Source organism: Nocardioides sp. DN36 (assembly GCF_055380375.1).
Map to the genome: position 1 here is coordinate 1012621 of NZ_AP043823.1, position 14178 is coordinate 1026798.

Here is a 14178-nt window from a genome sequence, read left to right on the forward strand (position 1 = left end):
CGGCCACCGGCTTCGCGGGCGCCACCTGGCTCCGGCCGCCGGCCGCCAGCGTCTCTCGGCCCGGGAGCGGCGGTCAGCCCGCTGCTCAGGTCGAGCCCTCGGTCTGCACGCTGCGGGGCAGCTCGGCCGCGATCTGGCGCGCCCACTCGTCCACGGCCGCCCAGTCCCGGAAGTCGCCCGCGGGCAGCAGCCGGCGTCCCTTCGGCAACCGGCGCAGCAGACGGTCGGAGCGGCGCAGCTTCTCCGGCTCCAGCGCCCCGTAGAACACCTGCGCCCCGCGCGGCGCCAGTGCCTCCTCCATCTCGGCGAACTGCCGCGGCCGGGTCACCTCGAGCGGGCTGCGTCCGTCCACGTCGGTGTCGGCGGTGCCCAGCGGCCCGCTGCTGAACAGCCACACCGGACGCTCGGCGAGCAGGTCGACGTGGTGCATCACGAACTCGACCGGGCCCTCCAGCCACGAGCCCTGGTACGCCGCGCTGCCGATGACGAACGCGTCGTACGCCTTGGCGTCGACGAACTCCGAGCCCTCCTCGACATCGACCTGCTGGCCGCACGAGCGGAGCGTCTCGGCGATGCGTTCGGCGATGCCCCGGGTGGCGCCGTAACGGCTGCCGTAGACGACGAGAACAGTCATGGTCTCCTCCTTCAGGTCCACGGTGCAGCGCAGCCGCGGGGGAGGGCAGGGCAGAAAGACCCGGCCGTCCGGATCGCCGGTCCCGTGCGGTGGTCGGTGCACGGGCCGTCGGGCGATAACCTGTTGCCCATGACGAACCTGCCCGAGGCTCCGTTCGGCCGCGTGCTGACCGCGATGGCGACCGCCTTCCACGACGACGGGTCGGTCGACCTCGACGGCACCGCCCGGATCGCGGCACACCTCGTCGAGCACGGCCACGACGGCGTCGTCGTCTCCGGCACCACGGGGGAGTCCCCGACCACCAGCGTCGCCGAGGACGGGCAGATCCTGGCCGCCGTCAAGGACGCCGTGGGCGACCGCGCGTCGGTGGTCGCCGGCGTCGGCACCAACGCGACCGCGCACTCCGTCGAGCTGGCCCAGCAGGCCGAGAAGATCGGCGCCGACGGGCTGCTGCTCGTCACCCCCTACTACAACAAGCCCGGCCAGGCCGGCGTGCTCCACCACTTCCGCACCGTGGTGGAGGCCAGCAGCGTGCCCGTCATGCTGTACGACGTCCCCGGCCGCACCGGGACGCAGATCTCGCTCGAGGTCTACGAGCAGGCGATCGCGCTCGAGCCCGTCGTGGCCGTCAAGGACGCCGTCGGTGACTACGCCCGCGGCGTCAGGATCATGCAGATGGGCTACGCCCTCTACTCCGGAGACGACGCCAACACCCTCGGCTGGCTCGCCCACGGCGCCGCCGGCGTCGTCTCCGTCGTCGGCCACGCGGCCGGTGACCAGATCCGGGCCATGGTCGACGCCTACCTGGCCGGCGACCACGCCGAGGCCCTCACCCTCTTCACGCGGATGCTCCCCGCGATCGACGCCGTCATGGGCGTCCCCAACTACGGAGCGACCACCGCCAAGGCAGCACTCCAGCTGCTCGGCGTCCTCGACAACCGCAACGTCCGCGGGCCGCTGGTGCCGCTGGACGACGACGAACTGGCCGCGCTGCGAGCAGGACTCGCCGCGTCGGGCCTGCTAAGGAACTAGATGTCTCACCCTCATCCCGAGCTCTCCGCACCGGCCGCACTGCCGAAGGGGGGTTTGCGGATCACCCCGTTCGGCGGGCTCGGCGAGGTCGGCCGCAACATGACCGCCTTCGAGTACGACGGCCGGATCCTGCTCGTCGACTGCGGCGTGCTCTTCCCGGAGGACCACCACCCCGGCGTCGACCTGATCCTGCCCGACTGGAGTGCGATCCGGGACCGGCTCGACGCCGTGGAGGCGCTCGTCCTCACCCACGGGCACGAGGACCACATCGGCGCCACGCCGTACCTCCTCCGCGAGCGCGGCGACATCCCGCTCGTCGGCTCGGAGCTGACCCTGGCCCTGCTCGGCAGCAAGCTGCGCGAGCACCGGCTCAAGGAGACCGTCCACCACGTCGTCAAGGAGGGCGACCGGATCTCCTTCGGCCCCTTCGAGCTCGAGTTCGTGGCCGTCAACCACTCCATCCCCGACGCGCTGGCCGTGGCGATCCGCACCGGCGCCGGCATGGTGCTGCACACCGGCGACTTCAAGATGGACCAGCTGCCCCTCGACGGGCGGATCACCGACCTGCGTGCGTTCGCCCGGCTGGGGGAGGAGGGGGTCGACCTGTTCCTGACCGACTCCACCAACGCCGAGACGCCCGGGTTCACCCCCGCCGAGAAGTCCATCACCCCGGTCATCGACCGGGTCTTCCACGAGTCGCAGCAGCGCATCATCGTCGCCTGCTTCGCCTCCCACGTGCACCGGGTCCAGCAGGTGCTCGACGCGGCGTACGCCCACGAGCGGCAGGTCGCCTACGTCGGCCGCTCGATGGTGCGCAACATGGCGATCGCGCGCGACCTCGGCTACCTCAAGGTGCCGCCGTCGGTCCTGGTCGACACCAAGGACCTCGCCGACCTGCCGCCCGAGCGCCAGGTGCTCATCTCCACCGGCTCGCAGGGCGAGCCGATGAGCGCGCTGTCGCGGATCGCGCAGCGCAACCACAACTTCGTGCACATCGAGGAGGGCGACACCGTCCTGCTCGCCTCGAGCCTGATCCCCGGCAACGAGAACGCCGTCTACCGCGTCATCAACGGGCTGGCCCGCTGGGGCGCGAAGGTCGTGCACAAGGGCAACGCCCTGGTCCACGTCAGCGGCCACGCCAGCGCCGGAGAGCTGCTCTACTGCTACAACATCGTCAAGCCGAAGAACGTGCTCCCCGTCCATGGCGAGATCCGGCACATGCGTGCCAACGCCGACCTGGCCCGGGCCACCGGCGTGCCGAACGTGGTTCTGGCCGAGGACGGCGTCGTCGTCGACCTCGTCGACGGGGTCGCCTCCGTGGTCGGCAAGGTCGACTGCGGCTACGTGTTCGTCGACGGTTCCTCGGTCGGCGACATCACCGAGTCCGACCTCAAGGACCGCCGCATCCTCGGCGAGGAGGGGTTCATCTCGGTCATCGTCGTCGTGGACTCGGTCACCGGCAAGGTGTCCAGCGGCCCCGAGATCCACGCCCGTGGCTTCGCGGAGGACGACTCGACGTTCGACGCGATCAAGCAGCCGATCATCGACGCCCTCGACCGCGCTGTCGCGGAGGGGAACACCGACTCCTACCAGCTGCAGCAGACCGTGCGCCGGGTCGTCGGTCGGTGGGTCAACCAGACGCATCGGCGTCGGCCGATGATCATTCCGGTGGTTGTGGAGGCATAGTTCCGCGCTGGCGCGCGGCTGGTTCCGCGCTGGCGCGCGGTCCTCGTCCGGCCTCGTCCCCGCGCCTGCGGCTCCGGGCCCTGCGCCGCGGCCTCGTCCCGTCGCTTGGCTCCCGCGTCGCCGGAGGTGCTCTGCCGTGCCCGGCCGCCGCTTCCGGCGCCGCGCTTCGCTTCTACGCTCCTTCGGACGGCGCCGTGGCTCCGGGCCCGGCGTTGCTGGTCGCTGCCTCGGCTGTCGTCTTCTGGGTGTTGTCTTCTCGTGGTCGGTCAGGTGGTGGCGGCGAGGACGCCGGCGACGATGAGGGCCTGGCCCACGTGGTAGGTGACCATCACGATGAGGTGGCCGTTCGGGACCGGTTTCACGAAGCGGTCGATGCTGAGGGTGGCGTCGCTGGTGACGAAGACGGTGGCGCCGGCGGCGATGAGGGGGTCGCCGGTGAACCAGGCGCACAGCAGCATGGCGCCGATGGCGGCGGTGTAGACGGCGACGGGGGCGGAGAGGGCGGCGCCCTCGAGACGGTGGGTGGCCGGGAGGACCTGGCGGGTGGCGACGACGCTGGCGAGCAGGACCACCACCGCGGCCCACGACCAGGCGGGGCGGGGGAGGCCCAGGGTGGCGAAGCAGGCCAGGTAGGCGAGGTGGCCGACCAGGAAGGCCGCGACGCCGGCGCGGAAGCGTGAGGTCGAGTCGCCGAGCAGGGCGACGTCGCCGAGCAGCCCGAAGACCAGGGCCACGAGCAGCCAGCGGCCCGGCGTGCTGTGGGCCGCGCCCAGCACCAGCGCGGTGACGACCAGTGCGGCGAGGGTGGCCGGCTTCGCCCAGGTCTCGGTACGCCGGTCGTCGCGCGCCACCGCCCACCAGTCCAGCGGAGCCAGCACGGCGGGGAGGACCCAGATCAGCTCGGTGCGCACGGGGGCAGCATGGCAGCGACGGCCGGGGGAGCGCCGGATCCCGGCCGTACCGGCCCCGCGTGAGCGACACGCATCGCTGTGGTCCCTGTGACTGGTGTGACCATCGCGTAGGTTGATGAGCATGGCGACCCGTACGTCTTCCCCGCCGGGGTCGCGGAGCAAGAGCACCTCCACGACCGGTACTCGAAGTACCGGTCGCGGCAGCTCTGGCGCCCGATCCCGGAGTACCGGCAACAGCTCGAAGAGCAGGTCCGGCTCGAGCAGTGCGTCCCGAAGCAGGACGTCCTCCTCCCAGAGCAAGGCCAGGAGCAAGGCCAAGGCGCCCGCGCGTCGACCCGCCCCGCGGGCCGTGCGCAGCGGCCCGGGACCGGTCGCCCGGGCCTTCACGGCCCTGGCGCGGGGAGTGGCCGCCGTCTGGCTCGCCATCGCGCACGCGGTCGGCGCCACCGCGCGCAGCATCGGGCACACGGCTCGTGACCTCGAGCCCGAGCACCGCCGCGACGGCATCGGCCTCTTCCTCTTCGGCCTCGCGGTCGTCTCGGCCGCCGCCGTGTGGTGGCAGCTCCCGGGCTCGGTCATGGACGGCGCCCGCACCGTGGTCGAGGGGTCGGTCGGCAAGGTCGGCTTCCTCGTGCCCCTCGCGCTGGTCTGGATCGGGTGGCGCAACATGCGCGACCCGGAGCACAACGGGCCCGCGGGCCGCCAGGTCGTCGGCTGGGCCGCCCTCTCCTTCGGCGTCCTCGGCATCGTCCAGATCGCCAACGACAACCCGCAGCCGGTGCTCGGCGACGCCACGGACCTGCGCGACGCCGGTGGTGCGGTCGGCTACGTCGTCGCCAGCCTGCTGCTCGACCTGCTGCGCACGGCGTACGTCGTGGTCCCGCTGCTGGCGCTGCTCGCGTTCTTCGGCGTGCTGGTCATCACCGCCACGCCGCTCTACCAGGTGCCGGCGCGGCTCGCCGAGTCGCGCGACAACCTGCTCGGCCGTCACCACGAGGACGAGCCGGTCGAGGACCGGCCGAGCCGCGGCCGGCGCAGCCGATCCGACGACGACATCGACCCCGAGATGGGCGACCCCGCCTACGACACCCCGGTCCTGGAGGACCGGGAGGTCAAGAAGCGTCGCGCCAAGAAGGTGCCGGACGCCGTCGACGTCGCCATGGCCGAGACCGACCCCGTCGGCATCAAGATCTTCGAGCCCCCGGTGGAGGAGCCGGCCGCCAAGACCGAGCTCGAGCCGCCGCCGCACACCCCGCTGCCCCCGCGCGTCGAGCAGCTCGCGCTCTCGGGCGACATCGCCTACTCGCTGCCCGGCAACGAGGTCCTCAAGCCCGGCTCGGTCCACAAGGCGCGCTCCAAGGCCAGCGACGCGGTCGTCGACCGGCTCACCCAGGTGATGGAGGAGTTCGGGATCGACGCGCAGGTGACGGGCTACACCCGTGGCCCGACCGTCACCCGCTACGAGGTCGAGCTCGGCCCCGCCGTGAAGGTCGAGAAGGTCACCGCGCTGTCGAAGAACATCGCGTACGCCGTCGCCTCGGCCGACGTGCGGATCCTCAGCCCGATCCCCGGCAAGTCCGCGATCGGCATCGAGATCCCGAACGTCGACAAGGAGATCGTGTCCCTCGGCGACGTGCTGCGGTCGAACACCGCTCGCTCGGACCACCACCCGATGGTCGCCGGGCTCGGCAAGGACGTCGAGGGCGGCTTCGTCGTGGCCAACCTCGCGAAGATGCCGCACCTCCTGGTCGCGGGTGCCACCGGCTCCGGAAAGTCGTCGTTCATCAACTCGATGATCACCTCGATCCTGATGCGGTCCACCCCCGACGAGGTCCGGATGATCATGGTCGACCCGAAGCGGGTCGAGCTGAACGCCTACGAGGGCGTCCCGCACCTGATCACGCCGATCATCACCAACCCCAAGAAGGCCGCCGAGGCGCTGGCCTGGGTCGTGCGCGAGATGGACATGCGCTACGACGACCTGGCCAACTTCGGGTTCCGCCACATCGACGACTTCAACAAGGCCGTCCGGGCGGGCAAGGTCGAGGTGCCGCCGGGGAGCGAGCGCGAGCTGTCGCCGTACCCTTACCTGCTGGTGATCGTCGACGAGCTCGCCGACCTGATGATGGTCGCGCCGCGCGACGTCGAGGACGCGGTCGTGCGCATCACCCAGCTCGCCCGTGCGGCGGGCATCCACCTGGTGCTGGCGACCCAGCGCCCCTCGGTCGACGTGGTCACCGGCCTGATCAAGGCCAACGTGCCGTCGCGGCTGGCGTTCGCGACCTCGTCGCTCGCCGACAGCCGGGTCATCCTCGACCAGCCGGGCGCCGAGAAGCTGGTCGGCCAGGGCGACGGCCTGTTCCTGCCGATGGGTGCCTCCAAGCCGGTGCGCGTCCAGGGCTCCTGGGTCACCGAGGCCGAGATCGCCCAGGTGGTCAAGCACTGCAAGACCCAGCTCGAGCCGACGTACCGCGAGGACGTCACGGCGCCGGCCGCGAGCAAGCGCGAGCTGGACGACGACATCGGCGACGACATGGACCTGGTCATCCAGGCGATCGAGCTCGTGGTGTCCACCCAGTTCGGGTCCACCTCGATGCTCCAGCGCAAGCTCCGGGTCGGGTTCGCCAAGGCCGGACGACTGATGGACATCCTCGAGAGCCGCGGCGTCGTCGGGCCCAGTGAGGGCTCGAAGGCGCGCGACGTGCTCGTGAAGCCAGACGAGATCGACGGCGTCATCGCCACACTCCAAGGAGAGATGTGATGGAGGCACGTGCCCTGCACCACCTCGACGAGCACCAGTCGTACGAGGACACCTTCGACGAGAGGGGGCCCGAGCCGCTCGGCCTGGCCCCCGAGCCGGTGGAGATCCGCCGCAACGGTGGGCTGGCCGCGCTGGTCGGCGTGGTCGCGTCCGCGGTGGGCATCGCCTACCTCGCGCGGGCGACGACCACCGGAGCCTGGCTGGACTGGCTGCTGTTCGCGGTCATGGGCGGCCTGGGGGTCGCCTACCTCCTGGCCTTCGTCGACGCGCGTACGCCGCTGCTCGTCGCCGACACCCAGGGCGTGCGGATCCGGCTCGGCCGGACCTGGCGCGGGATGCCGTGGGGCGCGCTGTCCCACGTCGAGCACCGTCCCCGCCGCGGCCCGCTCCGCGACGGCCGGCTCGCGCTGGTCGCCCGCAACCCCGAGCGGGTGCTGGAGGAGCTCGACCGTGGAGGTCGGCGCCAGTCCCGGATCGCCCAGCGCCTGTACGGCTCGCCGTTCGCGGTGCCGCTGGCGCTCTCGACGCGCGTCACCGGCGCGGGCGACGACCTGACCGGCGCGCTGGCCCGGCTGGCCGGTGACCCCGACCTCGTGGTGGAGGTGCTGCCCGAGCCGGTGGTCGAGGACTCCGAGGAGGCCCTGGTCGAGGGCCCGGACCTCGAGGAGACCGAGGACGCGCACGTCCTGCCTGCCGCCGTGGTCCCGATGGAGGTCGAGGACCCCGACGAGGAGGACGTCGACGGCCCTGCGACGGCCCGCCGCTGGCCGGACCCGCGCCCGGGCCTGGCCCGGGGGATCGGCCTGGTCGCCGCGCGGCTGTCGCGTGGCCGCGACAGCAACCCCGACCTCTCCGAGGACCCGGCCGACGAGGTGGGGACCGAGGAGGTTGCGGCCGACGAACGCCCCGCCGCCCGGACGACCGAGCCCGTCCAGGTGGCGAGCGCGACCCCGAGCCCGCTGCGCGATCCCGTCGTCGCGGTGCGCGCGGAGTTCCGCAGCGACCTGACCGTCGGTGCCGCGGCCCTCGCACCGGCCGACGACGACGAGGAATCCGTGCGGGGACTCCCCGAGGCGCGCGAGCTGCGCCGCCCCGGCAGCGTCAACCTGGTCGAGGACACCCTCGTCTGGGGTGACCGGGTCCGTCCGATCGCCCGCGAAGGCGCCGCGGTGGAGCCGCTGGTCATCGATGACTTCACGGTCGAGCCCGCCGAGGACCCGGTCGTCGGCCCCGAGCTGGCCGCCGCCCGGACCCGCCTGGGCCTCACGGTGGACCAGCTCGCCGAGCGCACCCGCATCCGCCCGCACGTGATCGAGTCGATCGAGGTCGACGACTTCGCGCCCTGCGGCGGCGACTTCTACGCCCGGGGTCACCTGCGCACCCTGGCCCGCGTCCTCGGCGTCGACGTCGCGCCGCTGCTGACGTCGTACGACGAGCGGTACGCGGACGCGCCGATCAACCCGCGACGGGTCTTCGAGGCGGAGCTCGCCACCGGTGCCGGTGGCGCCATCCGCGGCACCCGGGGCGGGCCGAACTGGTCGGTGCTGATCGCCGCGGTGATGACCCTGGTGCTCGCCTGGTCGATCGCCCGCCTGGTGATGGACAGCCCGGTCGAGCTCAGCCCGCCGGCCCCGCGCCTCAACGGCTCGGCAGGACCGAACAACAGCAACCTGCAGCTGGGCGACCCGGTGGCCGTGGTGCTGACGGCCAAGGGCGGCGCGCACGTCGTGGTGCGCGACGGCGCCGGCAACCTCGCCTGGTCCGGCGACCTGGCGTACGGCGAGAGCCGCACGCTCAAGTCCGTGGCGCCCCCGGTGCGGGTCCAGTCCTCCGACGGCTCGCTCGAGGTGAAGGTGGACGGCGCCGACCGCGGCGCCCTCGGCTCCGACGGCGAGCCCGCGCAGAACACCTTCCCGGTCCGCTGATCGCGACGGCGGCGGGTGACTCCGGTCACCCGTCCGCCGCGCGATGCGGACCGAATGCGCGGGAGCGGGCATACTCGACACGATCATGACGACGACAAGCACCGGCCCCGCAGACGCCACCCGCACGCCGATCTCGGTCGCCCTGGTGACCCTCGGCTGCACCCGCAACGAGGTCGACTCGGAGGAGCTGGCCGGTCGCCTGGAGGCCGACGGGTTCCGCCTGGTGACCGACCCGGCGGACGCCGAGACCGTCGTGGTCAACACCTGCGGCTTCGTCGAGGCCGCCAAGAAGGACTCCGTCGACACCCTCCTGCAGGCCGCCGACCTGAAGGCCCAGTCGAAGGCAGGACAGGGCCGGACACAGGCGGTCGTCGCCGTCGGTTGCCTGGCCGAGCGCTACGGCAAGGACCTCGCCGAGTCGCTCCCCGAGGCCGACGCCGTGCTGGGCTTCGACGACTACCCCGACATCGCCGCCCGGCTGCGCTCGATCGTGGCGGGCGAGACCCACCAGGCCCACACCCCGCAGGACCGGCGCAAGCTGCTGCCGATCTCCCCGGTCGACCGCTCCGCAGCCGAGGTCGTCGTGCCGGGTCACGGGCTCGACCAGCTGGGCGAGGGCGCACCCGCCACCGGCCCGCGCGCCGTCCGCAAGCGGCTCGACGGCGGCCCGATGGCCCCGCTCAAGCTGGCCAGCGGCTGCGACCGGCGCTGCTCCTTCTGCGCGATCCCCAGCTTCCGCGGCTCCTTCGTCAGCCGCCGCCCCTCCGACGTCCTGGCCGAGGCGCGCTGGCTCGCCGAGCACGGCGCCCGCGAGCTGTTCCTGGTGAGCGAGAACTCCACGTCGTACGGCAAGGACCTCGGTGACCTGCGCCTGCTCGAGACGCTGCTGCCCGAGCTGGCGGCCGTCGACGGCGTCGACCGGGTGCGGGTCTCCTACCTGCAGCCCGCCGAGACCCGGCCCGGCCTGATCGAGGCGATCGCCACGACGCCCGGTGTGGTGCCCTACTTCGACCTCTCCTTCCAGCACGCCAGCGCCACGGTGCTGCGCCGGATGCGCCGCTTCGGCGACCCCGAGAGCTTCCTCGGCCTGCTCGAGTCGATCCGGGCGCTCGCCCCCGAGGCCGGGGTGCGCTCCAACGTCATCGTCGGCTTCCCCGGCGAGACCGAGGAGGACCTCGAGACGCTCTGCGACTTCCTGGTCGCGGCGCGCATGGACGTCACCGGCGTCTTCGGCTACTCCGACGAGGACGGCACCGAGGCCGCGTCGTACGACGGCAAGCTCGACGAGGACGAGGTCCGGGCCCGGGCCGAGCACGTCACCGCGCTGGTCGAGGAGCTCAATGCGCAGCGCGCCGAGGAGCGGATCGGCGAGCAGGTGGGCGTGCTGGTCGAGTCCCTCGACACCGACGGTGGGTACGCCGCCGAGGGCCGCGCCGCCCACCAGGGCCCGGAGGTCGACGGGACCACGGCGCTCGAGACCGTTCCCGCAGGCACCCGCGTGGGTGACCTGCTGCCCGCCGTCGTGGTCGCCTCCCAGGGCGTCGACCTGGTGGCCCGACCGATGGGATCCGAGTGATGACCACCGAGCACGCCGAGCCCCGGGTGAGCAACTGGAACCTCCCCAACGTGCTGACCTCGCTGCGGATCGTGATGGTCCCGTTCTTCGGCTGGGCGCTGCTCGTCGACGGCGGCGACTCGATCCTGTGGCGGACCGTCGCCTGGGCGCTCTTCGGGATCGCGATGATCACCGACAAGATCGACGGCGACATCGCGCGGGCGCGCAACCTGGTCACCAACTTCGGCAAGATCGCCGACCCGATCGCGGACAAGGCGATCACCGGGATGGCCTTCGTCGGACTCTCCATCGTCGGTGACATCTGGTGGTGGGTGACGATCGTCGTGCTGGTGCGCGAGTGGAGCGTCACTCTGCTGCGGCTCTCGCTGCTCAAGGACGTCGTCATCGCGGCCGCGTGGAGCGGCAAGGTCAAGACGACCCTCCAGGCGATCGCCCTCGGCCTGCTGTGCCTGCCGCTGCGACAGGTCGACGGCGCGCTCGACACCGTCGGGAACGTGCTGTTCTACGTCGCCCAGGTGCTGCTCGCCGGTGCGGTGGCGATGACCCTCTGGTCGGGCTACGAGTTCTTCCGCGACGTGGTGCGTCAGCGCCGCGCGCCCGCCTCCGGCTGAGCCGTCCCGACCGGTCCAGGGTCCGCTCCGGTCCGGCGGTCCGGCGACGCCGAGTCGTCACAGCGTGTTCACCCGGAGTGGTGGCGGATCCGGGTGGTCCGCGAGCTAAGGTGTCGCGCGTCACTCGCGTCCGACTCCGGACCATCTCGGAAGGCTCACCCATGCCCTCGTCTCGGAAGGGGGTCGCGGCCACGCTCGGCCTCGGCCTCACTCTCGCCGGTTTGGCCGTCACGGCCCCGGCTCTCGCCAACACCGCCGGCAGCGGCCTCGTCATCAGCGAGGCGTACGGCGGTGGCGGCAACAGCGGTGCGACGTTCACCAACGACTTCATCGAGCTCTACAACCCCACCTCGGCGCCGATCAGCGTCGACGGCATGTCGGTGCAGTACCGCTCCAGCGGCAGCACCTCCGCCGCCAGCGGCGTCACCGCGCTGACGGGCAGCGTGCCGGCCGGCGGGCACTTCCTCGTCCAGGAGGCGAAGGGCAGCGGCGGCACGACCGCCCTGCCGCAGCCCGACGCGACCGGCAGCATCTCCATGGCGGGCAGCGCGTTCACCGTCTGGCTCGCCGACGGCACCACCGCGCTGAACCCCCCGGCCGGCCCCGCGCAGGGCACCGCCGGCGTGGTCGACCTCGTCGGTGTCGACAGCAACACCTTCGAGACCGCCAAGGCCGCCGCGGTCGCCAACGCCACGTCCACGCAGCGCGCCGCCTCGGGGGCCGACACCGACGTGAACTCCGCCGACCTCACCACCGCGGCGCCCACGCCGCAGGCCTCCGGCGGCGGGCCGGTCGACCCGCCGCCGTCCCAGCCGGTCGAGAAGACGATCGCCGAGATCCAGGGCACCGGCGCCGCCTCGCCCGTGGCCGGCCAGGACGTCGTGACGCGCGGCGTGGTGACCGCGGCGTACCCCGCGGGCGGCTTCTTCGGCTACGTGCTGCAGACCGCCGGCACCGGCTCGGCCACCGACGCGACCCCCGGCGCCTCCGACGCCGTCTACGTCTACCAGCCCAGCGGCGCCGTCACGGTCGCACCGGGCGACTACGTCGAGGTGACGGGCAAGGTCAGCGAGTTCGGCGACCCCGCCAAGGGCGGCACGCTCACCGAGCTGACCGTGCCGGGCACGGCCGTGAAGGATCTCGGTGCCGCCCCGGCGCCGGTCACGCCGCTGGTCACCGACCTGCCGTCGTCCGCCGCGGACCGCGAGACCCACGAGAGCGAGCTGCTCGACGTGAGCGGCCAGCACTTCACGGTCACCAACAACTACTCCACCAACCAGTACGCCGAGATCGGTCTCGCGACCGGGGACACCCCGCTGGTCGCCCCCACCGAGACGACCGACGCCCAGGACACCGCCGCCATCGCGGCGGCCACCGCGGCGAACGCCGCCCGCGCCATCACCCTCGACGACGGCGCGAGCACCAACTTCCTGCCCTACGGCGGCGGGCCCAGCCAGGACATCCCGCTGCCGTGGCTCGGCACCGACAACCCGGTGCGGGTCTCCTCGGCGGCGACCTTCCACGAGCCGGTCGTCCTCGACTTCCGCAACAACACCTGGAAGCTCCAGCCCACGCACCAGGTGACCGACGAGGGTCGCGACGTCGTGACCTTCAGCGACACCCGCAGCGAGAACGCCGCACCGCAGGACGTGGGCGGTGACCTGCGGCTGGCGACCTTCAACGTGCTGAACTACTTCAACACCACGGGGGTGGACTACGTCGCCGCCGGCGGCTCGTGCACGTTCTACGACGACCGCGACGGCAACCACGTCACCGACCAGGACTGCGGCGACACCGGCCCCCGCGGCGCGGCCGAGGCCGACGACCTGCAGCGCCAGCGCGACAAGATCGTCACCGCGATCAACACCATGGACGCCGACATCGTGTCCCTGGAGGAGATCGAGAACTCCGTCGCCCTCGGCGAGGCCGACCGGGACGACGCGCTGGCCTCCCTCGTCGACGCGCTCAACACCGCCGCGGGCAGCACCCGTTGGGCCTACGCTCCCTCGCCGGACGCCGCCGACCTGCCCCCGCTCGCGGAGCAGGACGTGATCCGGACGGCGTTCATCTACGACCCCGCCACGGTGGACCTCGTCGGCCGCTCGAAGGTGCTGACCGGCTCGACCGCGTTCCACAACGCTCGCCAGCCGCTGGCCCAGACGTTCAAGCCGAAGGGCGCGGACGACGCCACGACGTTCGGCGTCATCGTGAACCACTTCAAGTCCAAGGGCTCCGGGACCGACGACGGCACCGGCCAGGGCAACGCCAACCCCGACCGGATCGCGCAGGCGGAGGCGCTGTCGACGTTCGCGGACGACTTCAAGGCCGAGCGCGGCATCAGCAAGCTCTTCCTCACGGGGGACTTCAACGCCTACTCGATGGAGGACCCGGTCCAGAAGCTCGAGGAGAAGGGCTACACCAACCTGCAGTCCGACACCCCGGACGAGTGGACCTACAACTTCGGTGGCATGGACGGCTCGCTGGACCACGTGTTCGCCAACGCCGACGCGCTCGCCGACGTGACCGGCGTGGACATCTGGAACATCAACGCCGACGAGTCGGTGGCCTTCGAGTACAGCCGCTCCAACTACAACGCCACCGACTTCTACCAGGCGAACCAGTTCCGCGCGTCGGACCACGACCCCGAGGTCGTCGGCATCGACGTGCCCGGCTTCTCGGCCGAGCCTGCCGAGGGCGCGGACTCCACGATCGCCGTGAAGGCGACGCCCCGGACGGTGACCGCAGGCAAGACCCGCGTGAAGCTGCACGTCCGGGTCTCCTCGGAGGCGGGCATGCCCACCGGCACCGTGCAGGTCGTCGCCGACGGACGCACCTACGAGATCACCCTGGACCGCGGCCGAGGCCAGGTCCGGCTGGACCGGCTCGCGACGCCGGGCACGAAGTCGGTCGAGGTCGACTACCTCGGTGACGAGGCGACCGCGCCGTCGTCGACGACGGTCGACATCCACGTGCGCAGCAAGCCGGGTCACCAGCACTGACGCAGCACCAGCACCACGACCCGCAGGGGGTCGGCCTCCGGGC

At 72.3% G+C, this 14178-nt stretch carries 9 protein-coding genes; 7 read left to right on the forward strand and 2 right to left on the reverse strand.

Features of this window, described 5'->3' with window-relative positions; translation table 11 throughout:
* Positions 1 to 85: 85 nt before the first annotated feature.
* Positions 86 to 634, reverse strand: coding sequence for a flavodoxin domain-containing protein (locus ACZ43H_RS05835; protein ID WP_464588501.1), 549 nt, complete (start codon positions 632 to 634; stop codon positions 86 to 88).
* A 129-nt stretch (positions 635 to 763) separates the two neighbouring features.
* Here ACZ43H_RS05835 and dapA point away from each other — a divergent pair, with 129 nt between their 5' ends.
* Together dapA and ACZ43H_RS05845 are read left to right on the forward strand one after the other, a co-directional pair.
* Positions 764 to 1666: a 4-hydroxy-tetrahydrodipicolinate synthase gene (gene dapA / locus ACZ43H_RS05840; protein WP_464588502.1), complete on the forward strand. Its 903-nt coding sequence runs from the start codon at positions 764 to 766 to the stop codon at positions 1664 to 1666.
* Positions 1667 to 3352, forward strand: a complete 1686-nt coding sequence (locus ACZ43H_RS05845) for a ribonuclease J (RefSeq protein ID WP_464588504.1) — start codon at positions 1667 to 1669, stop codon at positions 3350 to 3352.
* Positions 3353 to 3618: 266 nt separating this feature from the next.
* Here ACZ43H_RS05845 and ACZ43H_RS05850 read toward each other — a convergent pair whose 3' ends face one another.
* Positions 3619 to 4263 carry a lysoplasmalogenase gene (locus tag ACZ43H_RS05850; protein ID WP_464588506.1) on the reverse strand — a complete coding sequence of 215 codons (645 nt, stop codon included), beginning with the start codon at positions 4261 to 4263 and terminating at the stop codon, positions 3619 to 3621.
* 121 nt (positions 4264 to 4384) lie between these two features.
* On the opposite strand from ACZ43H_RS05850, the gene ACZ43H_RS05855 reads away from it, so the two are divergent.
* The 5 genes from ACZ43H_RS05855 to ACZ43H_RS05875 all read left to right on the forward strand — a co-directional run bounded on the left by ACZ43H_RS05855 (position 4385) and on the right by ACZ43H_RS05875 (position 14135).
* Positions 4385 to 7024: an FtsK/SpoIIIE family DNA translocase gene (locus ACZ43H_RS05855; protein WP_464588508.1), complete on the forward strand. Its 2640-nt coding sequence runs from the start codon at positions 4385 to 4387 to the stop codon at positions 7022 to 7024.
* Entirely contained in the window at positions 7024 to 8949 is a 1926-nt protein-coding gene (locus ACZ43H_RS05860; protein WP_464588510.1) for a helix-turn-helix domain-containing protein, read from the forward strand. Before ACZ43H_RS05855 ends, ACZ43H_RS05860 begins: the two co-directional genes overlap by 1 nt.
* A gap of 130 nt (positions 8950 to 9079) precedes the next feature.
* Positions 9080 to 10525 (forward strand): 30S ribosomal protein S12 methylthiotransferase RimO, encoded by a 1446-nt coding sequence (gene rimO / locus ACZ43H_RS05865; RefSeq protein ID WP_464590743.1) that lies wholly within the window; start codon positions 9080 to 9082, stop codon positions 10523 to 10525.
* Entirely contained in the window at positions 10525 to 11136 is a 612-nt protein-coding gene (pgsA, locus tag ACZ43H_RS05870) for a CDP-diacylglycerol--glycerol-3-phosphate 3-phosphatidyltransferase (protein WP_464588511.1), read from the forward strand. Before rimO ends, pgsA begins: the two co-directional genes overlap by 1 nt.
* 161 nt (positions 11137 to 11297) lie before the next feature.
* Positions 11298 to 14135 carry an ExeM/NucH family extracellular endonuclease gene (locus ACZ43H_RS05875; RefSeq protein WP_464588512.1) on the forward strand — a complete coding sequence of 946 codons (2838 nt, stop codon included), beginning with the start codon at positions 11298 to 11300 and terminating at the stop codon, positions 14133 to 14135.
* Positions 14136 to 14178 lie beyond the last annotated feature (43 nt).